This window comes from Streptomyces sp. CA-243310, assembly GCF_050936775.1.
Taxonomy (GTDB): Bacteria; Actinomycetota; Actinomycetes; order Streptomycetales; family Streptomycetaceae; genus Streptomyces.
On record NZ_JBNJMF010000001.1, the window covers coordinates 3,190,017 to 3,215,609 of the forward strand.

The following is a 25,593-nucleotide window of genomic DNA, read 5'->3' on the forward strand; positions in this document are numbered from 1 at the left end:
CCACCCCCGCACAGGCAGCCGTGTAGACCACTCCGGAGGACGGACTACTCCGGAGGACGGCGGGCCCGCCCGCACGCAGCTCCGGCCGTCGTCCGACGACCCGGCGGTCCTCCGAGCAGCCGTCGGACCACAGGGCAGTGGCCCGACCACTCACCGACCGGGCCCGGGTGCCCGTCGACCGAGCCCGCCGCGCCCTGCCGGCCCGGCCCGGCCACTTCTTTCCCCATCAGCGTTCGGCCACCCTGCCGTCCCGCCACCGGCGACGCTCGGTGCGGCCTTCCCACAGGCCCCGAGCCCATGGCATTTCGGCACTGCATTCGATGCGCTTCACCCTCTGAGGGAGCCCACCAGATGACGCGTGCGTCCAGCATGTTCGATCTCATCAGTGACCAGGACGAGGAAAGGCCCTACTTCGAGACAGGCGGCATCGGCAGGTCACACGAGTTCTACACCGGTGAGGAGCAGTACCGGCGGGAGATGTCCCGCATCTACGGCCGGCGCTGGCTCCCGGTGGACCACGTCTCCCGCCTCAAGGAGAAGGGTGCCTACAGCACCCTGAACATCGGCACCGGCTCCGTCCTCCTCATCCACGGGGACGACGGCATCCAGGCCTACCACAACTACTGCCGGCACCGCGGGTACAAGCTCGTCGAGGAGGCCACGGGCAAGCGACAGAGCCTGGTGTGCCTCTACCACTGCTGGGTGTACGACCGGAACGGCAAGCTGAAGAGCCTCAACGGCACCTACCTGGACCACTTCTTCGAGAAGGAGAAGAACGGTCTGCTGCCGGTGCGCACCGAAGTCCGGTTCGGTGTCGTCTTCATCGCCCTCTCCGAGGACGCCCCCGACCTCGACGCCTCGCTCGGCGAGTTCGGCGAGTTCGCGAAGGTCTACGAGCTCGCCGACCTGGAGTGCGTCGAGGCGAAGGACTACCCGGTCGCCTCGAACTGGAAGCTCGTGGCACACAACGTCAACGAGAGCCTGCACTTCCCGACCGCCCACAAGGACCTGCACCGCATCACCGACTTCGACGACGCGGGCACCTACGACCTCGAGGGCGACATCGTCGGGGCGTGGCAGTCGATCCGCGGCGGCTACAACTCCGTCTCCATGACCGGGCGCAGCGGCCGGACGCCCATGCCGCAGGTTCCCGAAGGGGACCGGCTGAAGATCAATTGGATCACCATCCTGCCCAACCTCCTGTTCGGGTTCACGGCCGACTACGTGATGATGCAATGGGTCTGGCCAGAGAGCCCCGGCACCTGCTTCGTCCGGCACTTCTGGCTCTTCCACCCCTCCGAGACCGCCAAGAGCGACTTCTCCCACGAAGCCGTGTTCGCCCTGTGGGACAAGGCGAACCACGAGGACTGGGAGATGTGCGAGCGCACGCACCGCGGCCTGTCGAACCCGCTGTGGACACCCGGGCAGCTCTCGCTCGACGAGGAGGTCGTCTCCCAGATCGACTCCTGGGTCGCCCGCGAGTGCGCCGAAGCCCCGGCCACCCTCGCGCACGGCAACGATGCCGCCGCGCACGGCGAGGACACCGCCGAGTCCGGGAAGGCCGCAGAGTGAGCACGACAGCCAACTGCTACCTCATCGGCGGCACCAGGGTCCTCACTCGGTGCGCCGCCCGACTCCTCGACTCCGGCGTGCGCATCGAGGGCATCCTCAGCGACGACCCCGCCGTGACCGAATGGGCCCGCACACAAGGCGTCCCGGTGCTCGACCCGCACGCGGACCTGGCGCAGACCCTGTCGGCGCGGCCGTTCGACTACCTCTTCAGCATGGTCAACTTCCGGATCCTGCCCGCCCCGGTCCTCGACCTGCCGGACATCGCCGCGATCAACTTCCACGACGGGCCGCTGCCCCGCTACTCCGGCAGCCACGTCCCCGCCTGGGCGCTGTACGAGGGCGCGTCCCGGCACGCGGCCACCTGGCACCGGATGACGGAGGCCGTGGACGCCGGCGGCGTGCTGCTGGAGCGCTGGTTCCCCATCCGTGACCACTCGACGGCCCTGTCCCTGACGTACGAGACGGCCGAGGTGGGCATCGAGCTCTTCGCCGACCTCGTCCCGCACGTCGTGGCGCGGACCCTGCCCGAGCCGCTGGACACGGGCGACCGCGAGCGGCGGTTCTACCGGCGGTCCGACCGCATGGCATCCGGCGGCATCATCCACGCGGGCACCTCGGCCGCCGAGGCCGAACGGCTCTCCAAGGCCCTGGACTACGGCTCCTTCCCGAACCCCCTCGGGGTGACGACCCTCGTCACCGAGCAGGGTGCGGTGTTCACCCGACAGGTCAGGCTGATCCCGCGCGAGGACACGCGTACCGGGACCACCGTGCAGTCGGTGACCACGTCCGCCATCACCCTGGCGGCCCCGGACGCCGACCTCGTGCTGAGCGACTGGAACGCCGTCGACGGGAGCGCGCTGAGCGGCCAGGCGGCCGCGCAGCGGCTCGGAATCACCCCGGGGGCACCGCTGCCCGCGGCCTCGGAGCAGCGCCTCGCGGACATCGCCGCCGCCCAGAAGGCGCTGCGGCCCCACGAGCCGTGGTGGCGCGCACGCCTTGAGCGGCTGCGCCCCGCCCCGCTGCCCGCCGACGACTTCTCCGCCGCCGCGGCCCACTACAGCCGCCACGAACTGGCCTTCACCCCCGCCTCGCGGGAGGAGGCGGTCGCGGTCGTCCGCGCCTTCCTCACCGTCGTCGCCGAGCGCACCGGCGAGCACGTCTTCGACTTCGCCTGGTCGCCTTCGGCCGCGCGGGACCTCTCCGAGCGGACCCATGGCATCGCCGCCGCACGCTTCCCCGTACGGTTCGACGGCGACACCACCCGCTCCCTCCAGGCCAAGCTGGACGAGGCCGCGGCCCACCAGGGCTACGCCGGCGACCTCGAACTCCGGCTCGGCCTGGCCGGGCGCCCGCTCGGCTCCGACGAACCGAGCTTCACCCGCGTCATGGTGTTGGACCGGGGCGCCGGGGAGGAGGCGTCCTCGGAACCGCACACCGAGATCGCCCTGCTGTGCCTGCCGGACGGGCCGCCCACGATCTTCGTCCGCGAGACCGCGATGGACGCGGACGCGGCGCTGGACTTCACCGAGCAGGTCGAGGACCTGGTCCTGACCGCCCTCCTCCACGGCGAGGAGACGGGCCCCGCTCCGCACGCCGAAGGAAGCCGGGACGCCCGGACCGACGAGCACCACGCGCGACCGACCGAGTCCCGACCGGACACCGCCGGCGCCCCCGCCGTGCCCGGGACGCTCCTGGACCTGTTCGCGGCCGTCGCGGCGGACCGGCCGGCCGCCATCGCCGTCCGCAGTGGCGCCCGCACACTGGACTACGCCGGGCTGGACGCCTGGGCCGACGCCGTCGCCGCCCGTCTGCACGACGAGGGCATCGAGCCCGGCTCGGTGGTGGCCGTCCTGATGGAACGGGACGTCGCGCTGCTCCCGGCACTGCTCGGAATCCTGCGCGCCGGCGCGGCCTTCCTGCCCCTGGACCCCGGCTACCCCGTGGACCGGCTCCGGCGGTACGTGGAGGTCTCGCGGTGCGACCTCATCGTCACCGACGACCGTACCCACGCCCTGGGCGCGTCCCTGGGCCCGGCGTGGCTGATACCCGCGTCGGACGGTTCCGCGCAGGCCGTGCCGGCGACGGTCACCGCCTCCGACCTCGCCTACCTCCTCTTCACCAGCGGCTCGACCGGCAACCCCAAGGGCGTGGAGGTCGAGCACGGAGCGCTGGTCAACTTCCTCACCGGGATCGGCGAACGCCTCGGGGTCTCGCCCGACGACTCCGTGCTCGCGCACACCACGGTCGCCTTCGACATCTCCCTGCTGGAACTCTTCCTCCCGCTCACGTCCGGCGCGACCGTGGTCCTGGCCTCGCGGGAGATCGCGGGAGACCCCTATCGTCTGGCCGAGCTCACCGCCGAGGTGACCGTGGCCCAGGCGACACCCAGCCTGTGGCGCCTGCTGCTGGGCACCGGCTGGACCCCCGCCGAGCGGCTGACCGTCCTCTCCGGGGGCGAGGCCCTGCCGCCCGCCACCGCCGAGCGCCTCCATGCGGCGGCCCGCGCCCTGTGGAACCTGTACGGCCCGACCGAGGCGACGATCTGGACCTCGTGCCACCGGGTCACCTCGGTGGGCTCCTTCGTTCCGCTCGGCGAGCCCCTGCCTCACACGGAACTGCACGTCCTCAACGGGCAGTTGGAGCCGTGTGTCGCCGGATCCACGGGCGAGCTGTACCTCTCGGGCGCCGGACTCGCCCGCGGCTACGCCGGCAGGCCGGACCTGACGAACGACGTCTTCACCGTCCACCCCGTGACCGGCGTACGGCTCTACCGGACGGGCGACGAGGTACGCCTGCACGCCGACGGCGCGATCGAGTGGCTCGGCCGCGCCGACGCCCAGGTGAAGGTGCGCGGCAACCGCATCGAACCCGCCGAGATCGAGAGGGTGTTGGAGAGGTTCGACGGCATCACCGCCGCCGTCGTCGTCGCGGCGCGGTTCGAGGGGAGGGGCGAACCGAGGCTGACCGCCTACCTGGTGGGCGAGGGCACGCCCGTCAAGTCCCGGCTCGACGCGTTCGTCGGCGCCGCCCTGCCCGGCTACATGGTGCCCGACGCCTACGTCAACCTCGACGCCTTGCCGCTGACCGACAACGGCAAGGTGGCGCGCGCCCGGCTGCCGCTGCCTACGCGCGAGACCATCATCCCCACCGCCGCCGGGTCCGCCGAAACACGGGTGGAGCCCGTGGAGCCGCCGACGTCCCCGGAATCCGTACAGCCTGCGACGATCACGCCTGCGACGATCACGCCTGCGACGATCACGCCTGCGACGATCACGCCTGCGACGATCACGCCCGCGACGATCACGCCCGCGACGATCACGCCCGCGACGATCACGCCCGCGACGGCCACTCCGGTACCGGCCACTCCGGCGACGGCTCCGGTGACGGCGGAAGCGCTCGCCGACTCGATCGCGGCGATGTTCGCGGCCACGCTGGACCTTCCCTCCTTCGACGTGCACGCCAACTTCTTCGACCTGGGCGGCGACTCGGTCAACGTCACGTCCGCCGCCGTCCGGCTCAGCCGTGAGCTGGGCGTCGACCTCACCGCCCCGTCGATCTTCGCCTCCGGCACCCCGGTGAAGTTGGCCCGGCTGCTGGGCGCGGAGGGAGTGGTACCGCTGCTCGGCGGCCCGGAGACCGAAGTCCCCGTCACGACCGCCCCGGAGCCGGCGCGTCCCGAGCCCCTCGCGACGGAACCCGCCACGAGCGAGCGGGTGGCGACCTCACCCGCGCGGCCGGACCCCGTCGTGTCCGCGGTGTCCGCGCCCGCGGAGCCCACTCGGCCGGCCGCCGACGACGGCGCCCTGGCCGTCATCGGCATGGCGTGCCGGTTCCCCGGAGCCGCCACTCCCGACGAGTTCTGGCAGAACCTCGTCGACGGGGTGTCCAGCGTCGGGAACGCCCCGGACGGCAAGCGCGGCTGGGCCCACCTGTGGTCCGAGACCGGCACCGACGACGTACGGATGGGCTGGGTGGACGGTGTCGAGTACTTCGACGCCGCCCGCTTCGGACTCACCGACCGCGAGGCCCGCCGCATGGATCCCCTCCAGCGGATCCTGCTCAGCGTCACCGCGGAGGCCCTGGAGAGCGGCGGCCACGACCACACCTCCCTCGGTGCCGCCACCGGCGTCTTCGTCGGCGCCATCGCGAGCGACTTCCCGGAGTTGGTGGCACGGAGCATCGGGCACGACGACCCGCACGTGGCGACGGGCACCGCCCCGTCCCTGCTCGCCAACCGGCTGTCGCACGTCTTCGACTGGTCCGGGCCGAGCTTCGCCGTCGACACGGCCTGCTCGTCCTCCCTCGTCGCCCTGCACCAGGCGGCCATGCACCTGCGGGCGGGCGACGTGGACGCCGCCGTGGTCGGGGCCGCCAACCTGGTCCTCACTCCGGCCAAGACGCGCTCCTTCGTCCGCAACGGGATGCTGTCCCCCCAGGGGACGTGCCGCGCCTTCGACGACGGCGCCGACGGCTACGTACGAGGAGAGGGCGCGGGCGCCGTCATCCTCAAACGGCTCGCCGACGCCGAACGCGACGGCGACGCCGTCCTGGCCGTGATCCGCGGCACCGCCGTCAACCACACCGGAGGCAGCGCCGGCTTCCTCACCGCCCCCAGCAGGCCGGCCCAGGAAGCCGTACTGCGCAAGGCGCTGGCCGGCTCCGGGCGCACGGCCGCCGACATCGGCTACATCGAGGCCCACGGCACCGGCACCCAGCTCGGCGACCTCATCGAACTCGAAGCCCTGCACGCGGTCCTGGGCGGACCGGCCGGCCGGCAACCCGTCGCCGTGGGCTCGGTGAAAACCAACATCGGCCACCTGGAGCCGGCCGCGGGCATCGCCGGACTGATCAAGACGATCCTGACGCTCCAAGCGGGCCACATCCCGGCGTCGCTGAACTTCAGCACCCCCAACACCTCCTTCGACTTCGACGGCTCGCCCCTCTTCGTGGCCGACCGGCCCCGGCCGTGGGGGAGCGGCCCGCGCGTCGCGGGCGTCAGCAGCTTCGGCTTCGGCGGCGCGAACGCCCACGTCGTCCTCGAAGCCGGCCCCGCCACCGCACCGGAACGCGACGAACCCGGCCCGCGGCTGCTGGTCCTCTCCGCGGGCTCGGACGAGGCGCTGCGCACGCTGGCCCACCGGCTGGTGCTGATGCTGCGCTCCTCCTACTGCCCGTCCCTGGACGCACTGAGCGAGGCGAGCCGGCAGCGCCCGGCGGGAGCCCACCGGCTGGCCTGCGTGGCGGACAGCGTGGAGCAGTTGGAGGACAAGGTCCGGCTGTTCCTGGCCGGGGTCGCCGACACCCGCTCCCTGCACGTGGGAGTCGCCTCCCGGGCGGCGCGCACCCACGACGGGTCCCTCGCCGCCGTCGCCGACCGCCGGACGCTCGACGCGGCAGCCCGCGCGTTCGTCGACGGCGCCGACCTGCCCGCCGGACCGCGCCGCCTGTCCGGCGTGCGCTTCCCGACCCGGCCGCACGCCGAGAAGTACCTGTGGCTGGAGCCCGCCGAGCAGCCGAACACCGCCGTACGGCAGGCCGTGCCCGGCCGTACGAAGAACACCTGGACGCAACATCCGGAAGCCGCCGAGCACGTGGTCCTCGGCAAGCCGACACTGCCCGGCGCCGGCTACCCCGGCAAGATCGCCGAACTGCTCGGACGCGATCGGTTCGGTCTGCGGGACCTCACCTTCCGGGCGGCCGTCGAGACCCCCGCGACCCTCACCGCCGAGCGGGACAACGACACGATCGCCTTTCGCGACGGCACCGGAGCACTGGTCGCCAACACCGAGGTGACCGCGCCCGAACAGCCGTTGCTCACCGCACCGTCCAGCGCCGACGGCTTCACCCCCGTCGCGCTCGGCGCGATGTACGAGGCCTTCGAGCGCGCCGGGCTCGGCTACGGGACGGGCTTTCGGACCGTGACCTCGCTCTCCGTGGCACCCGGGCAGGCCACCGGCGTGCTGCGCGGCGTCGGTCCGACCACCGGCGCCGTGGACGCCCGGCTCCTGGACGGAGCGTTCCAGATCGCGCTCGCCGCGTGTGGTGCGCAGGGGCTGTACGTTCCGTTCACCGTCGAACGCCTCACCGTCCTCGGCCGGCTTCCCGACACCGCCAGGGTGTACGCCCGCCGCGACCGGGACGGCGGCCCGGACTCCGGCCTGCTGACCGCGAGCCTGGTGGTCCTCGACGGCGACGAACCCGTACTGGAGGCCCGCGGGATCACCTGGAAGCGGCTGTCCCCGGCACCCTCGCCGGAAGGCGCGGAAGGCGCGGAAGGCTCGGGCGGCGACGCGCGGGACGGGCACCGTCCCGCGCCGGTCCCGGCACGCGACCCGGGTACGGTCTCCACCGCCGTCTCCAACGGCCACCGTCCCGTGCCTGCCCCCGGCCGCCCGACGACCGGGGGTCTCGAAGCGACGCTGGCCCGGTGGGTGGCGGCAGCCCTCGAGCTTGACGTCGACGCACTGGAGACGGACCGCCCGCTCCAGGAGCAGGGGCTCGACTCGATGCTCGCGGTGTCGCTGGCCCAGGACATCCGGGCCAAGCTGGGCGTGGACATCCCCGTCACGTTGGTCCTGGAAGTCGGCACGGTCGACCGGCTGGCCGCCGAACTGCGAGACGAGTACGGAGTCACCGCGGCCCCCGCCGACGGCGGCCCCCCGCTCGCGGGCGATGCCCCGCGGACGCCCGAACCCGAGGAGCGCGCGGTACCCGTCCAAGCACCGGTGCCGGTGCCGGCCCCGGCCCCGGTCGCGGTCGCGGTCGCGAAGCAGATCCAGGCGCCGGCAGCCGGGCAGCAGCCGGGGGACCCGGCACCCGATGACGCGGACCGGCACGACATCGCCGTCATCGGTTTCGACGGAGTGTTCCCGAACGCCGAGAGCGTCGAGGAACTCTGGCGGGTCCTGGTGGAGGGCGAGGACTGCCTGACCGAGGTGCCGAAGTCCCGCTGGGACATCGACGCGTACTACGGGACGGACGGCGAACCCGGGACCGTCTACCTCAGGCGCGCGGGCTTCGTCCAGGGGCTGGCCGAGTTCGACCCCGGGTTCTTCCGGTTGTCACCGGCGGAGGCGGCGTGGATCGATCCCCAACAGCGGCATCTCGTCCAGTCCGCCTGGCGGGCCCTGGAGGACGCCGGCCTGGCGGGGAAACCTCAACGCTCCACCGGCGTGTTCGTGGGCGCCAGTTACCAGCACTACCGCGACACGGTCGTCGGGGACGTCGTACAGACGGCGGCGGGCCTGGGCAACCACAACGCGATCCTCGCGAACCGGGTGAGTTACTTCCTGGATCTGCACGGGCCGAGCATGACGATCGACACGTTGTGTTCGTCGTCGCTGGTCGCGCTGCACACGGCGGTGCGCAGCATCCGCGACGGTGAGTGCGACCAGGCGGTCGTGGCCGGCGTGCACCTGGCCATGTCGCCCCAGTACTTCCAACTGGGCTCGCGCCTGCGCTCGTTCTCCCCGTCCAACGCCCTGCGGCCGTTCGATGCGGGGGCGGATGGTTTCGTGCCGGGTGAGGGTGTGGTGACGGTGGTGGTGAAGCCGCTCCGGGCCGCTTTGCGGGACGGTGACCGGATCCGGGGTGTGATCAAGGGCAGTGCGGTCAACCACGGTGGTCGCACCAGTGGGTTGACGGTTCCGAGCAGTGCGGCGCAACAGGAGGTGATCTCCGCGGCGTTGGGGGATGCGGGGGTGTCGGTGGAGTCGATCGGTCTGGTGGAGGCGCATGGGACGGGGACGGGTCTGGGTGATCCGATCGAGGTGGAGGGTCTGACGCGTGCGTGGCGTGGGGTGACGGGCAGGTCGCAGTTCTGTGCGATCGGTTCGTTGAAGGGGAATGTGGGTCATCTGGAGCCGGCGGCGGGTTTGGCGGGTTTGGTGAAGGTGCTTTTGGCGATGGAGCACGGGGTGGTTCCGCCGTCGCTGCATGTGGTGCGGCCCAATGATCACATTCGGTTCGAGGAGACGCCGTTCTATCTGGCTGATCGTGCGGTGGAGTGGCCGCGTGAGGGTGGTCCGCGTCGGGCGGCGGTGAGCGCGTTCGGGATGGGTGGGGTGAATGCCCACGTGATCGTGGAGGAGCCTCCGGTTCCGTCGGTGCGTGAGGTGCCGGTTCAGGATTCGTTTGTGGTGCGGGTGAGTGGGGCTGACGAGTCGGCGTTGCGGTCGCTTGCGGGTGTGTATGCGGATGGGTTGGTGGGTGTTTCCGGGGAGGTGTTGGGGGATTTCGCTTTCTCGGCGAATGTGGGTCGTGCGGGTCATCGTTTTCGTGCGGTGGTGTCGGGTGTTGATGCGGGTGCGGTGAGGGCTGGTTTGCGGGATGTGGCGGGGGGTCGGGCGGCTGTTTCTCGCAGGGGGGGTGTTTCGGTTTCGAATGTGTTCATGTTTACGGGTCAGGGTTCGCAGTATGTGGGTATGGGGCGGGGTTTGTATGTGACGGAGCCGGTGTTTCGGGCTGCGTTGGATGAGTGTGCGGATGTGTTGGTGGGGCATTTGGATGTGCCTTTGTTGGATGTGTTGTTCGGTGGTGTGGGTGGGGGGTTGGATCGGACGCGGTATGCGCAGGTGGGGATTGTTTGTGTGCAGGTGGGGTTGGTGCGTTGGTTGGAGTCGGTGGGGGTTCGTGCGGGTGCGGTGGTGGGTCACAGTCTGGGTGAGTTGACGGCTGCGTGGGCTGCGGGTGTGTTGGGGTTGGGGGATCTGTTGCGGTTGACGGTGTTGCGTGGGGAGTTGATGGAGGGGCAGCCGGGTCGGGGTGCGATGGCTGTGGTGCATGGGGATGTGGGGGTTGTGGTGGAGGCTTTGGCGGGGTTTCCGGGGGTGGAGGTGGCGGCTTTCAATGGGCCGCGGGTGGTGACGGTTTCGGGGCCGGCGGGTGTGGTGGCGGAGTTTTGTTCGGGGTCGGGTTTGCGGTGTGTTCCGTTGGGGGTGAGTCATGCGTTTCATTCGGTGTTGATGGAGGGTGCGGTGGGGCCTTTTGTGGAGGCGGTGGGGGGTGTGGGGTTGTCGGCTCCGGTGATCGGGTTTGTGTCGTCGGTGTCGGGTGGTTGGCATTCGGCGGGGTCGGTGGTGGATCCGGGGTATTGGGGTCGGGCGATTCGTGAGCCGGTTCGTTTTGGTGAGGCGGTGGCGACGGTGTCGGGGGTGGGTGCGGGGGTGGTGTGGGAGATCGGTTCGCATCCGCAGTTGACGTCGTTGGCTCGTGCTTCGTGGGTGGGGGAGCAGCCGGTGTGGTTGGGCACGTTGCGGCGGGATCGGGTGGATCAGGTTGAGGTGCACGGGTCGTTGGCGGCGTATGTGAATGCGACGTCGGGTGATCTGGACTGGTCCGGGGTTCATGCGGGGAAGGGGCAACGGACCATCACCCTTCCCACCTACCCCTTCAACCGGCAGGAGTTGATCGTGCCCGCCGCACGCCACGGCGGCGCCGCGACGAGCACCGTCGGCCACCCGCTGTTCGACCGTCACTACGAGCACCGGAGCGAGGGACAGTGACGTACCCGGACGAGACGTACGAGAAGACGTTCACGGGCCAGGAGCCCTTCATCGCCCAACACCGCTCCGCCGGCGCCGGGCTGCTGCCCGCCGCGGTGCAGCTCGAGATGGCGATGGTGGGAGTCGCCCGACGCAGGCCGTTCACCCCGCTGGAACTCACCGACGTGACGTTCCTGCGGCCCCTCACCATCAGCGACGACGCGACGGCTCCCGTCCGCCTCGACGTGTCCTTCGGGCCGCGGACCCGCTTCGAACTGAGCACGGTCGTGGCCGGCGAACGCAAGCCGCTGTCCGGCGGTACCGGTCGACTGCTGCTCCCGGGCGACGTCCCGGCCCCCACCGCCGACACCGTTCCCGAACCGCGGATCACCGGCGCACGCACCATCGCCCCGGACCGGCTGTACGACAGCTGGGCACGCGAGGGCCTCCGGTACGGGCCCGACTTCCGTACCGTCCGCGACCTCTCCGTCGGAGACGACGGCGTGGCCAGGGCGACGCTGAGGTCCGACGCCGAGCCCGTGCCCTGGTACGCGCATCCACTCCTGGTGGACGGGGTGTTCCAGGTCGTGAGCTGCGCCCTCCAGGACCTCACGGGAGCGGACGGACCCCACCCCATGCTGCCGATCGGAATCACCCGGTTCCGGGTCCTCACCGACCTGTCGGCGCTGTCGACCGGTGCCACCGTCCTGGTGCGCCGCACCGGCGTCGACGGCGCGTACGCGACCGCCGACGCGACTCTGCTGGGGCCCTCCCAGGAGGTCGCCGCGGAGTTCGAGGGGCTCCGCATGCGACGAACGGCCGCCGTCTCGCGACCGACCGCCGCCTCGGCCCCGGCACGCCCGGCCGCGCTGCCCATCAGCCGGATCGTGTGGCGTTCGGCACCGCCGGACGCCGCCCGGATCGAGCCGGTGACCGGCACCTGGGTGGTGCTGCACGACGCCGGCACGGACGGCCTCGGCGCGCGCGCCGCCGGACGGCTGCGGGCCGACGGCGCCCGCGTGGTGGAGGTCGGCATCGGCCCGTCCGGACCGCGGGCGCACGACCACGCACAGGAACGGGCCGGCGACGGTCACCGCGACCTGCGGATGCTTGCGCGGCCGGACGAGGAGGCGTTCCAGCAGCTCTGGGACGAGGTCGGGGACCCGATCGCCGGTGTGGTGCACCTGTGGAACGCCGGCGAGGCGTCCGACGACGCCCGGGCGGAGGAGACGGAACTCCGCCTCGGCCTCTACGGCTGCCTGGCCGCCCTGCGGACCCTCGGCGAGCGGCAGCGCAAGGGCCGCTTCCTCGTGGTGACCCGGGACGGGCAAGCGGTCGCGGACGGAGACCGGCCGGTGCCCGCGCGCGCCGCCCTGTGGGGCTTCCTGCGTACCGCCGCCATCGAGTACTCGGGCCTGCGCCCCCGCCTCGTCGACATCGACCGGTCCTCCGACGACGCCCTCCACGCGCTCCTCGCGGAACTCGGCGACGGCGACGGCCCGACCGAGACCGGCTACCGGCAGGGTGTCCGCCGGGTACCCGTCCGGGTCCGCGACCGTTCCGCGCACGCCGCGCCCCGCTCACGTCCGGGGCCGGTCAGGCAGGGCGGGCGCTACCTCATCCTCGGCGGGCACGGCGGTCTGGGCCTGGAGGTCGCCGACAGGTTCGCACGGGACGGCGCCGGCGTCGTCGCGTTGGTCAGCCGCTCCGGCGCGGCGGCCGTCGACCGGCAGCGGACGGCCGCGATCCGCGCACACGGCTGCGAGGTCGTCTCCTACAGCGCGGACGTCACCACCCCCGGCGCACTTGCGGCCGTGGTGCGGCGGGCCGGCGCGGAGTACGGCGAGCTGCACGGCGTCGTTCACGCCGCCGGCACGCTCAAGGACGGCCTGATCCGCAGCGCCACCGCCGAGGACATCGCCGCGGTGATGCGGCCCAAGGTCGACGGAGTCCGCGAGCTGGCGACCGCGGTGGCCGGGCAGGACCTGGACTTCGCCGTGCTGTTCGCGTCGGTCTCCGGCACGTTCGGCAACCTCGGGCAGGCCGGGTACGCCGCGGCCAACGCCTACCTCGACGCCTTCGCGCAGGCACACGGCTCGCCGTGGCTGAGCATCGACTGGGGCCTGTGGGGCGAGGTGGGCATGGGCACGGCCGTCGCGGAGCAGCTGCGGCGGCGCGGCGTCCGGCCGCTCGGCACCGCGGAGGGTCTGGACGCCCTCATCGCGGTACTGGGGTCGGCGGAGGACCCCCGCCAGGTCGTCGTCGCCCACCCGGACGCCGACGACGAGATGATCGAGCCGGAGGCCGCGGAAGCCGAAGCCGAAGCACCCTCCGTCGTACCGGCCGAGGCACGTGCCGGCGTACGGGACACGGCCGACGGGTCCGGCAGTGCCCGCGGGTCGGGCACGGGCGCCGGGGAACACGTCGCCGACGGCCTGGAGCGGTTCCTCACCGAGCGGCTCGGTGTCGCCTCCTTCGACCGCGACACCCCCCTGACGGACTACGGCATGAGCTCGATCATGAGCGTCGAGCTGTCGGAGGAGCTGTCCCGCAGGTGGGGCATACACCTCCCGGCGACGCTCTTCCTGGAGTACGGCGAGTTCGCCGAACTGGTGCAGGCCCTGACCGACCGCTACGGCGCGGCCACCGCGGTGGCCGCGCCGGAACCCCCCGAGCCGGCCGGGTCCCTCGAGGCCTCCCACCCGGTCGAGCCCTCCCGGCGGGTCGAACCCTCCGAGCCTGCCGACCCGGTAAGGCCCTTCGAACCCACCCGCCCCGGCGAGGCGCTCCCGGCCTCCGTCCCCGACCGCCCGCTCCCGACACCGCGGCGCCGCACGCGGGCCGACGGCCGTGACGCGGACGTGGCGATCGTCGCCGTCTCCGGTGACCTGCCGGGCGCCGCCGGGGGCGCGGCGGAGCTGTGGGACCTGCTCCGCTCGGGCGGCAACGCGTTCACCGAGGTCCCGGCCGAACGCTGGGACATCGACACCCACTTCGAGCCGCGCGGCCCCCGCATGACGGGCACCTACTGCCGCACCGGCGCGTTCGTCTCGGGCATCGACCGCTTCGATCCGAGCTTCTTCGGCATCTCGGTACGCGAGGCCGAGGACATGGACGTACAACAGAAGCTGCTGCTGGAACACGCCTGGACGGTACGGGACGACAGCGCTCTCGCCGACCGCCGCGACATCGGCGTCTTCGTCGGCGCCACCTACACCCACCACCGCGACACGCAGGGTCTGGAGACCGTCGGACCGCACACCGCGCTCGGCTCCATGAACGCGGTACTGGCCAACCGCATCTCGTACGCGCTGGACCTCACCGGCCCGTCGCAGACCGTGGACACCCTCTGCTCGTCCTCGCTCGTCGCCATCCAGCAGGCGGTCGCCGCGCTGCGTGCGGGGCACTGTGGCGCCGCCATCGTGGCAGCCTGCCAGGTCGGTCTGACCCCTTGGTACTACCGCAGCCTGAGCCGGCTCGGCGCGCTGTCCGAGACCCTGCCGCGGCCCTTCGACGAGCGGGCGGACGGATTCCTGCCCGGCGAGGGCGCGTTGGCCGTGATGCTGAAGCCGCTCGCGGACGCGGAACGGGACGGTGACCGGATCTGGGGCGTCATCCGCGGTACGGCCGTCAACCACGGGGGCCGTGGCAGCGCCCTGCCGGTGCCCCGCAGCGAGGCCCAGGCCGCTGTCGTCCGGGCCGCGCTCGCCGACGCCGGACTGGCCCCGGCGGACGTCTCCCTGATCGAGACGCACGGCACCGCGACCCGGCTCGGCGACCCGATCGAGATCGCCGCGCTGACCGAGGTGTTCGGTGACGACCCGGACCGCACCGGCCCGTGCCACATCGGCACGGTGAAGGGAAACATCGGACACCTGGAGCCCGCGGCCGGGCTCGCCGGCCTGCTGAAGGTGCTGCTGTCCCTGCGACACCGGGAGATACCGCCCGTCGCAGGCCACGAGACCCCCAGCAGCCACCTCGACCTGTCCACCGGACCGTTCGTGATTCCGGTCGAGCCACGGCCATGGACCTCGGACGGTCCGCGCCGGGCGGGGATCAGCTCCTTCGGCATGGGCGGCACCAACGCGCACATCGTCGTGGAGGAGTACCTCGGGGAACCCGAGCACGGGCAGTCCGGCCACGATGCCCCGAACGCCGCCTCCGCACGGCACGAGCATCTGCTGGTCCTGTCCGCCCACACCCCGCAAGCCCTGCTCCGACGCATGGCGGACGTCCGCCCGCTGCTGCCGCAGGGGACCGCGGACGACCTGCGCGCCCTGTGTCGCTCCAGTGCCATCGGACGCGACCATCGGGCCCACCGGGTCGCGGTCCTGGGAACCACGGCCGACGAACTGAGCACCGGCTTGGCCACGGCGCTGCGCCTGGCGGACCGGGCACCCGGCACCGTCGTACGCGGCGACAGGCTGGTGGAGAGCGCCTCGACCGGGCTCAGCGGGCCGGCCCTGCGCTACGTCGGCGGCGGCACCGTCGACTGGGCCGAGGTGTACCCGGGCCGGCCGGCACGCCACCGTGCCCTGCCGCCCTACCCGTTCGGGACTCCTGCCGACACCGCGGTGACGTCCCCGCCCGTCCCACCGGCCGGGCCCGCCGCGCAGGACGTGGCCGCTGCCCTGCGCCGACTCGCGCCCGCCCACCGGGTGCTGGGCGAGGACACCGTGCCCGGGGCACTGCCCGTGGCCATCGGGCTGCGCTCGGGCGACGTCCTGCGCCGGATCGCCTTCACGGGCCGGGGAACCGGAACCCATCCCCTCACCAGTGACCTGGACGACCCCTCCCGCGACGGACCGGCCTCCTTCCGTCACGCCGACCGGGTCATCGCCCGACTCACCACCGCCGACACCCCGGCGGGCCCGGAGCCCGCCGCCGTCGACGTGGACGCACTGCGGGCCGGCCTCGGCCGGACCCTGCAACCGGACGGCCTCTACGCCTGGTTCGCGGCGAAGGGCATGGAACTCGCCGCCCCGCTCCGCTCCATCACCGAGGTGTACTACGAGCCGGGCCGAGTGCTCGTACGCGTCGACGTTCCCACCGACAGCCCGCTGGAGGCGCAGACGGTCGCGATCGACGCGGCCCTCCAGGCCATGGCCGTGCTCACGCTCGCGGACCCCGCGGCCCCGTCGGCCACCCATCTGCCGGTCTCCATCGGCCGGGCGACCCGCTGGGCGGATCCGGCGCGCACGGTGTTCGTGTTGCTCGAAGGCGCCGAGCCCGCGAGCGACGGCACGCGGCGCGGCGACGCGACGCTGTTCGCCGCCGACGGCCGGGTGTTGGCCCGGCTCGACGAAGTCGAGTACCGGACGGTGGCAGCCGACGCCGCGCCGCCCTCTCGTCCCGCGCGCCGCACGCCGCGGGCCGCGGCATCGGAGGCGGCGATCGTCTCGCTGGTACGCAACGTCCTGCACGACCCGGGTGTCACCGCGACCACCTCGCTGTCCGCCGCGGGCCTCGACTCCATGCTCGCGACGGCCATCGCGGCCGACATCGAGACGCGGTACGGGGTGGGACTGAGCCCGACGGACGTCCTGGACGCCGCGGACTGCCGTACCCTCGCCGCGCATGTCGCGGAGCCGGCGGCCGACGGCGCGTTCACCACAGACCCGGACGCGGACGCGGGCACAGCCCCGGTCGAGGCCATCGAGGCGGAGGCCCCCGGCGCGGCCTCGGCCACCGCTGGTCCGGCGGTCCTCGAAGACACGGCGGCTGCCGAGGACATGGCCGTCATCGGCCTGGCCCTGGCGCTTCCCGGTGCCTCTGACCCGGAACGGCTCTGGTCGCTCCTGGCCGACGCCGGCGAGGAGATCCACCCGGCACCCGCGCACCGCTGGGGACGGTACGCGGGCGGTCACGAGCCCGACATGGGCGGATTCCTCGACAACGTCGAGGAGTTCGACGCCCGGTTCTTCGACTTCTTCCCCAAGCAGGCGGAGGTCCTCGACCCGCAGGTCCGCTGGCTGCTCCGCACCGTCTGGGAGGCACTGGAGTCGGCCGGCCTGCCGCCCAGACAACTGTCCTCCTCTACGGGCGTGTTCGTGGGCGCCAGTTACCAGCACTACAAGGACTACAACATCGAGCCGGAGCTGGACGCCCCCAGCGGCCTCGGCAACCACAACGCGTTCCTCGCGAACCGGGTGAGTTACTTCCTGGATCTGCACGGGCCGAGCATGACGATCGACACGTTGTGTTCGTCGTCGCTGGTCGCGCTGCACACGGCGGTGCGCAGCATCCGCGACGGTGAGTGCGAGCAGGCGATCGTGGCCGGCGTCCGCGTCGGCATGTCCCCACTGCACTACGTCGCGATGCGAAACCTGCGGGCCCTGTCACCCTCGGGTGCGTCCCGGCCGTTCGATGCGGGGGCGGATGGTTTCGTGCCGGGTGAGGGTGTGGTGACGGTGGTGGTGAAGCCGCTCCGGGCCGCTTTGCGGGACGGTGACCGGATCCGGGGTGTGATCAAGGGCAGTGCGGTCAACCACGGTGGTCGCACCAGTGGGTTGACGGTTCCGAGCAGTGCGGCGCAACAGGAGGTGATCTCCGCGGCGTTGGGGGATGCGGGGGTGTCGGTGGAGTCGATCGGTCTGGTGGAGGCGCATGGGACGGGGACGGGTCTGGGTGATCCGATCGAGGTGGAGGGTCTGACCCGTGCGTGGCGTGGGGTGACGGACAGGTCGCAGTTCTGTGCGATCGGTTCGTTGAAGGGGAATGTGGGTCATCTGGAGCCGGCGGCGGGTCTGGCGGGTCTGGTGAAGGTGCTCCTCTCGATGGAGCACGGGGTGGTTCCGCCGTCGCTGCATGTGGTGCGGCCCAATGATCACATTCGGTTCGAGGAGACGCCGTTCTATCTGGCTGATCGTGCGGTGGAGTGGCCGCGTGAGGGTGGTCCGCGTCGGGCGGCGGTGAGCGCGTTCGGGATGGGTGGGGTGAATGCCCACGTCATCGTCGAAGAGCCTCCGGTTCCGTCGATGCGTGAGGTGCCGGTTCAGGATTCGTTCGTGGTGCGGGTGAGTGGGGCTGACGAGTCGGCGCTGCGGTCACTGGCGGGCGCCTACGCCGACCGGTTCGACGTCGCACGTGACGCCCGGGAGACCGCCGACCTCTGCCACACCGCCAACACCGGCCGCTCCCCACTGGAGTTCCAGACCGCCGTCCACGGGCGAACCGCCGCCGAACTCGCCACCGCGCTGCGCTCCGTCGCCGCCGGCCGCATCCGCCCCGTCCGGGTCGACGTCGACCTGACCGCCGAAGCGGCGGCGCTCCGCGCCGGGTCGACCGCGGGACCCCACGCATCCGTCGGCGCCGCCGAGTTGACCGCGGTCGGCTACGCGCACATCGACTGGCCCGCGCTCTCCGCCGTCGGTGCCCGCGTCACGGACCTCCCCACGTACCCGTTCGCGCGGGATGCGTACTGGCACACCACCGGCCCGTCGGCCCCCGCGTCCGACCTGCCGCCGACAGGGGTCGAGGCGGTGCGCGTCGAATGGCGAGTCCGGGAGCTGCCCCCCGCCCCCGCTCACGGTTCGGCCCCCGGCCCGGGCTCGGGCGCGGTACGCCTGGTCACGGCCGATCCCGAGCTCGGGCGCGCGCTGACGGCGGCGCTCCGGAGGCGGGGCCTGACCGTGGTCGAGTCCGGCCGCCGGGCGGACGGGGCCATCGTGATCGGCACCCAGGGCAGCCCAAGGCACGGAACCGACGAACTCAGCTTGTTCTGGGCAGAGTTGACCGGCATCGTGGCGACGCTGCCCGCGCGCGGGGCAATGCTGTGGGCCGGCTTCCACGCCGCCGCCGTGCAGCCCGAAGAGCGCGGCAGCCTGCGCCCCGAGCGGGCTGCCATGGCCATGGCCGTACGGTCCGCCGGAGCCGAGGGCCGCAGGCCCACCGCGGTCGTGCACCTGGACCCCGCCGAATCCGCCGAGACGCTCGCCGATCGCCTGGCAGCCGAGTACGGCGCCCTGGCGGCCGTGACGGACATCGAAGCCGGGACCCGGACCCAGGCCGGGACGGATGCCGGCGGCGACACGGTCGTCGTCGCCCACCGACGGGGCGTCCGGTACGCGCCGCACTCCGTGCCGGCGGTGCCCGGCGCGCCGTACGCCCTGCCCCCCGACGGGTACTGCCTGGTCACCGGAGGACTGGGCGCGGTGGGACTGCGCCTGACCGAACGGCTGATCGACCGGGGAGCCAAGCGCATCGGCATCATCGGCCGGTCGGCCCTCGATCCCGCGCGTTCCGAGGTCCTGCGGGACCTTGCGGCGCGCGCCGAGGTCGACTACGTGCCCTGCGACGTGTCCGACCCCGAGGCGCTCGCCGCGGTCGCCGGACGGTTGGGCGGGCGCTGGGGCCGGCTGGTCGGCGTGGTGCACTCCTCCGGCGGTGTCCATCCGTTCGGGGCGATGCACCGTCGGCCGTGGAGCGACGCCGAGAAGGTGCTCACCCCCAAGGTCCCCGGCTCGCTGAACGTCGTACGGCTGGGGAAGGAGGAGGGCGCCGACTTCGTCGTCCTGGTGTCCTCGATCGCCGGCACGCAGGCCATGGCCGGCCGGGGACTGGTCGACTACAGCCTCGCGAACGCCTACCAACTGGCCCTCGCCGAACAGGAGAACGGCGCCGTCACGACCGTCACCGCGCACGCCTGGCCCAACTGGACGGGCATCGGCATGAAAGCGGACGCGTCCTTCTCCGCCGCCCACTCGATCGGCGCCGACCGGGCCCTGGACGCCTTCGTCGACCACCTGCGGACGGGCGGCGCCGTGATCTTCCCCGGAAGCCCTGCCACCACCCCGGCGGAGCCCGTGGAGCCCGTCGAGTCCGAGCCCGTCGACTCCGTCGCCGAGCCCACGCCCACGCCGCCGCGGGCACGACCCGATGTCGTCGTCGTTCCCCCACCGACACGCGCCGGACACGACCGCGCGGGCATGCGGGACCGGGTCCGCGACGCCTTCGTCCACGTACTGGGGGAGGACCCCGGGGAGCGCCCGCTGCCCGGGCTGGGCCTGGACTCCCTGATGATCGCCGAGCTGACCACGGTGCTCGAACAACGCAGCGGCCTGACCGTCGACCCGTCGCTGCTGATGCGGGCACGCACGGCCGACGACATCGCGGCCGGACTGGCCGCCCACGAGGCGCCGGCCGCCAGTCGACCGCCGACCCCCGACCGGGACGACCCGCCCACCCCCGACCACGACGCCCCGTCCACGTCCGCCCTGAGCGCCCTGTTGCGCCCGCTGCTCCAGCGGGACGGGCAGCGATGACCGGGCAGGGCGGGACGGGCGGGACGAACGAAAGGACAACCGTGAGCGAGCCCGACACCCGCATCGCCGTCATCGGCCTCGCGGTACGCCTCCCGGGCGCCGAGGACGCCGTCGACCTGACGGCCCTCCTCGGCCGCGACGGGGTCGAGGTCGGCGAGGTCCCGCCGAGCCGGTGGGCCCGCGAGCTGTACCGGGGCGAGGGAACCCACCAGGGCACGCACCACCGCGGCGCGTTCCTGGTGGACCCGTTCTCCTTCGACCACGAGACGTTCGGCATGACGGCCGACGACGCCGTGTTCCTCGACCCCCAGCAGCGGGTGATGCTGGAGGTCGGCGCCCGGGCCCTGGAAGACGCCGGCTACCTGGGGGTGCGCCGCAGGCTCGATGCGGGCGTGTTCGTCGGCGCGCGCATGAACGGGTACGGGTTCGACCGGGGCCGGGGACTGGTTCCGCCCGGCACACCGGGCTCCGCCGGCGAGCCCGGGCCCGCCGCCCTGTGGGGGCGGTCGCAGAACTTCACCGCGGCCTGGCTGTCCGACCGCTTCGACCTGGCGGGCCCGAGCCTGGTGGTCGACACCGCCTGTTCGTCCTCGCTGTCGGCGGTCTGGCTCGCCTGCCAGAGCCTGGCGGCCGGGACCTGCGAACTCGCCCTGGTCGGCGCGGTGGACCTGCTCATCGACCCGCTGACGTTCGTCCTCCTCTCCCGTACCGGGGCGCTCTCCCCGGACGGGCTGTGCCACACCTTCGACAGCAGGGCCAACGGCTATGTGCCCGGGGAGGGAGCCGCCGCCCTCGTGCTGAAGCCGATGCCGGCCGCGCTGGCCGACGGCGACGTGATCCTCGGAGCCGTCAGCGGGGTCGCGGTCAACAACGACGGCCGCACCATGGGCGTCACCACACCCAGCCTGGAGGCCCAGGTCGACCTGCTGGGCAAGGCCTACCGGACGATCGACCCGGCCACCGTCCAGTACGTGGAGGCGCACGGCACCGGAACCGCCATCGGCGACCCGATCGAAGTGCGGGCGCTCACCGAGGTGTTCACCCGACACGGGGTCCCGCGCAACTCCGTCGCGCTCGGCTCCGTCAAGCGGCGGATCGGCCACCTGCACTCGGCGTCGGGCCTCGCCGGACTCGCGAAGATCATCCTCGCGCTCCGCGAGGGCACCGTACCGGCCGTGGCGGTGGACACGCCCAACCCGCGCCTCAACCTCGCCGACAGCCCCTTCCACCTGCCCGACACCGCCCACCCGTGGCCGGACGCGCCCGTACGCCGGGCCGCCGTGAGCGGATTCGGCTTCGGCGGCACCAACGCGCACGTCGTGGTCGAGGCCGCCCCCGACCCGACCGGCGCCCTCGCCGGACCGCCGGCGACCGACACCCTGAGCCGGCCGGTCCACGTGCTGCCGCTCTCCGCGGACAGCCCGTACGCGCTGCGCGAACTGGTGGCGCAGTGGCTGGAGTTCCTGCCGTCGCTGTCGGACGAGCCCGGCGCTGTCGGCGACGCGTGCGCCACGGCCCGGCTGGCACGAGCGCACCGCGCCGAGCGAACGGCCGTCGTCGGAGCGGACGCCGATCAACTCGCCGCCGCGCTGCGTGCATGGCTCCTGACGCCCGCCGCCCCACCCGCCCATGCCGCCCCACCCGCCCACGTCGGCGATTCGCACACCGTCGTCTCTTCCCACACCGTCGTCTCGATACGGCCGCAGGCCGCCGCGGCCCCGCCCGCGTGGCTGTTCGCCCTCGACCGCTCCACGCCGGCCGTACACGAGGTCGTCGGCCTGTTCGAGGCGGCCACCGGCACCCCGCCGGCCGAGTTCTCCGGCGAACTGCTGCGGATACTGTCCGCGGTCGCCCTCGCGATCACCCTGCGCGAGCGCGGGGTGCCCGAGGAGGCCCTGGACCTGCCTCCGGGCTGGGAGGCGGTCGCGGACTTCACCTGGGGCCGCGTTCCGTTGGAGCGGGCCCTGGCCGACGTCCTGCGAGGAGCCGCCGACCCGTCGCACGACACCCGGGGCGGCGGCCCCGCCGGCCACGACATCGTCGAACGGCTGGGTGGGGCCCGCGACGAACGGGGGGTCGACCTCGTACTCGCCACGATCGCCGCGGAGCTCTTCCGGGCGGGCCGGGACATCGACTGGGAGGCGGCCCGGCGGGCCGCCGGCGCGGTGTGGAGCAAGCGTCTGCTGCCCCACGCCCAACCGCGCGGCCGGGCCCTGAACCTCTCCGAGCCCCTGCGCTCCGCCGAACCCGGCACGCCCGCGGAGCTGGTGTCGGACGAGGGGGCGGCCGGCTACGCCTACGCCCGCGTCTTCGGCCCGGCCGAGGCACCCATCGCCCAGCACGCCGTGTACCGCACGCTCATGCTCCCGGGCGTGGCCTGGTTCGACTTCCTGCGCGAGGGCGCCGCCCTGCGCGGCGACCCCTTCCACGGGGCCCGCGACGTCCTCTTCCACCGCCCGCTGATCGCGTCCGGGGCCCGCCGGGTCATCGGCCGGGTCGCCGCGGACGGACGGTTCCGGATCGAGGACTCCGAGAGCGGGGAGCCCTACGTCACCGGCCGACTCGCCGCCGCCCGACCGTCCGGGCCGCTCCCCGTCCCCCTCGCCGGCCTGCTCGCCGACTGCGCCCGTTCCACCGTGCACGCGGGCTCCGGCCTCTACCGGTGGCTCCGCCGGATCGGCTACCACCACGGCCGGTACTACCGGAACATCTCCTGGGTGGCGAGCCTTCCCGACGGCGGCACGCTCGCCCGGATCGAGGGCGCCCGACAGCGGGAGATGAACCCGGCCGGCGTGCACCTGTTCCCCGGGCTCCTGGACAGCGTCACGGTCGCGGCGATCGACCCGGCCAACCCGGTGTTCGGCGCGGCGGACGCCACCGCGTTCATCCCGCTCTCGGTGGGCCGACTGGACGTCCTGGGACCACTGGACGGGGCCGCCTACGTACGGACCGAGATCGCCTTCTGGAACGACGAGGCCTGCCGGGTCACCCAGACCGTCACCGACGAGGCGGGCACACCCCTGCTGGTCTTCGGCGACATGTCGTCCAAGCGGGTTCCCGTCGAGGCCTTCACCGCGGGCGAAGCGCCCGCGCCGGTCGAGTCCCCGGCGCCGATCGCAACGCGCCCGCCCGCGCCGATCGAGCCCACGACACGGACCGCGGCGCTGCCGCCCGCGCCCGCTCCGACACCCGTCCGCCCCGTGACCCCGCCGGTACCTGCGGCGCCCACCACCTCCAGGCCCGTACGGGCCCTCGCCTGGTTCCTGGCGCTGACGGGCACCCCCGAGGAACACGCCGACACGGAGTTCCTGTCCGCCGGCTTCGACTCGGTCGGCCTGGTCGCACTGAGCGAGCGCATCTCCCAGGAGCACGGCCTGTCCCTGTACCCGACGGTGTTCTTCGAGTACCCGACGCCGCGGCAGTTCGCCGAGTTTCTCGCGGAGGAGGCGCCGGCGCTCGTCGACGCGCAGCCGGCCCCGACCGACCCGCCACCCGCGATTGCTCAGCATCCCGAGGCCACTCCGGCGCCGGCCGCGGAGACCCCCGGGGCGACCGCGGGCCCGGCCGCGCCAAAGGAGCACACGCCAAAGGAGCACACGCCACAGGGGCACGCACTCACGGACCACGCACCGAAGGCACGGGCCACCGCCACCGCCACCGCCACCGCCACCCCGCGCCCGGTCGCCGCCGATGCCGCGGATACCGCCGACGACGCGCACGCGCCCGCGCGCTCCGAGGCCGTCCCGGCGTCCCGGCCGCGCGACGTCGCCGTCGTGGGCGCCGCGATCCGGCTGCCCACCGCCGACTCCCTGGCCGCCTTCGCCGAACTGCTCGTCGAAGGCCGGGACACGGTCCGCCCGCTGCCCGAAGGGCGATGGCAGAACACGGAAGGGCCGGTCCCGCACGCCTCGTTCCTGGACCGCGTGGACGAGTTCGACCCCGCTCCCTTCCGGATCTCGGCCCGCGAAGCCCCCCTGATCGATCCGCAGGCACGCATCGTCTACGAGACGATCTGGGAGGCCCTGGAGGACGGCGGCCGGATCGGCACCCGCGCCCACGGCAGCACCGGCCTGTGGATCGCCTACAGCCACGACCACTACCACGAGGAGCGCGTGCGCCACGGCGTGGCCGAAGGGCGGGGCCTCGGCCTGGAGGCGATGATCGCCAATCGGCTGTCGTACCTGATGGACTGGCACGGCCCGAGCGGACTCGTCAACACGCTCTGCTCGTCCTCACTGGTCGCCCTGCACTCGGCACTCCAGCACCTGCGCACCGGTGACATCGACACGGCGGTGATCGGGGCCGTGCACGCCGGCATCAGCCCGGAGTACTTCCGGTCGATGGGCGACCTCATGGCCCTGTCACCCCGGCACCGCAGCCGCGCCTTCGACAGCACCGCCGACGGCTTCGTCCCCGGAGAAGGAGCCGTGGCCGTCGTCCTGCGAAGGTACGACGACGCCGTCCGCGACGGCGACCGGATCCGGGGCGTCGTCAAGGGAGCGGCCGTCAACCACGGCGGACGCACCAGCCGCTACTCGGCGCCCAGCCCGCGCGCCCAATCCGACGTCATTACCGCGGCGTTGGGGGATGCGGGGGTGTCGGTGGAGTCGATCGGTCTGGTGGAGGCGCATGGGACGGGGACGGGTCTGGGTGATCCGATCGAGGTGGAGGGTCTGACGCGTGCGTGGCGTGGGGTGACGGGCAGGTCGCAGTTCTGTGCGATCGGTTCGTTGAAGGGGAATGTGGGTCATCTGGAGCCGGCGGCGGGTTTGGCGGGTTTGGTGAAGGTGCTTTTGGCGATGGAGCACGGGGTGGTTCCGCCGTCGCTGCATGTGGTGCGGCCCAATGATCACATTCGGTTCGAGGAGACGCCGTTCTATCTGGCTGATCGTGCGGTGGAGTGGCCGCGTGAGGGTGGTCCGCGTCGGGCGGCGGTGAGCGCGTTCGGGATGGGTGGGGTGAATGCCCACGTGATCGTGGAGGAGCCTCCGGTTCCGTCGGTGCGTGAGGTGCCGGTTCAGGATTCGTTTGTGGTGCGGGTGAGTGGGGCTGACGAGTCGGCGTTGCGGTCGCTTGCGGGTGTGTATGCGGATGGGTTGGTGGGTGTTTTCCGGGGAGGTGTTGGGGGATTTCGCTTTCTCGGCGAATGTGGGTCGTGCGGGTCATCGTTTTCGTGCGGTGGTGTCGGGTGTTGATGCGGGTGCGGTGAGGGCTGGTTTGCGGGATGTGGCGGGGGGTCGGGCGGCTGTTTCTCGCAGGGGGGGTGTTTCGGTTTC

The 25,593-nt window shown here is 72.8% G+C and carries 4 protein-coding genes; all 4 read left to right on the forward strand.

The genetic code is table 11. The features are described 5' to 3' along the window. Nucleotides 1–351: 351 nt before the first annotated feature. From ACQEVM_RS14215 to ACQEVM_RS14230, 4 genes are read left to right on the forward strand one after another with little or no spacing between them, the layout of a single operon-like run. Complete coding sequence (locus ACQEVM_RS14215) at nucleotides 352–1,572, forward strand: aromatic ring-hydroxylating oxygenase subunit alpha (protein WP_433078548.1); 1,221 nt, start codon at nucleotides 352–354, stop codon at nucleotides 1,570–1,572. Continuing rightward, nucleotides 1,569–11,075 carry an amino acid adenylation domain-containing protein gene (locus tag ACQEVM_RS14220; protein WP_433078550.1) on the forward strand — a complete coding sequence of 3,169 codons (9,507 nt, stop codon included), beginning with the start codon at nucleotides 1,569–1,571 and terminating at the stop codon, nucleotides 11,073–11,075. Before ACQEVM_RS14215 ends, ACQEVM_RS14220 begins: the two co-directional genes overlap by 4 nt. Then, nucleotides 11,072–20,317 (forward strand): SDR family NAD(P)-dependent oxidoreductase, encoded by a 9,246-nt coding sequence (locus ACQEVM_RS14225; protein WP_433078552.1) that lies wholly within the window; start codon nucleotides 11,072–11,074, stop codon nucleotides 20,315–20,317. Before ACQEVM_RS14220 ends, ACQEVM_RS14225 begins: the two co-directional genes overlap by 4 nt. A 41-nt stretch (nucleotides 20,318–20,358) precedes the next feature. Beyond that, nucleotides 20,359–25,512, forward strand: a complete 5,154-nt coding sequence (locus ACQEVM_RS14230) for a beta-ketoacyl synthase N-terminal-like domain-containing protein (RefSeq protein WP_433078554.1) — start codon at nucleotides 20,359–20,361, stop codon at nucleotides 25,510–25,512. Nucleotides 25,513–25,593: the final 81 nt, after the last annotated feature.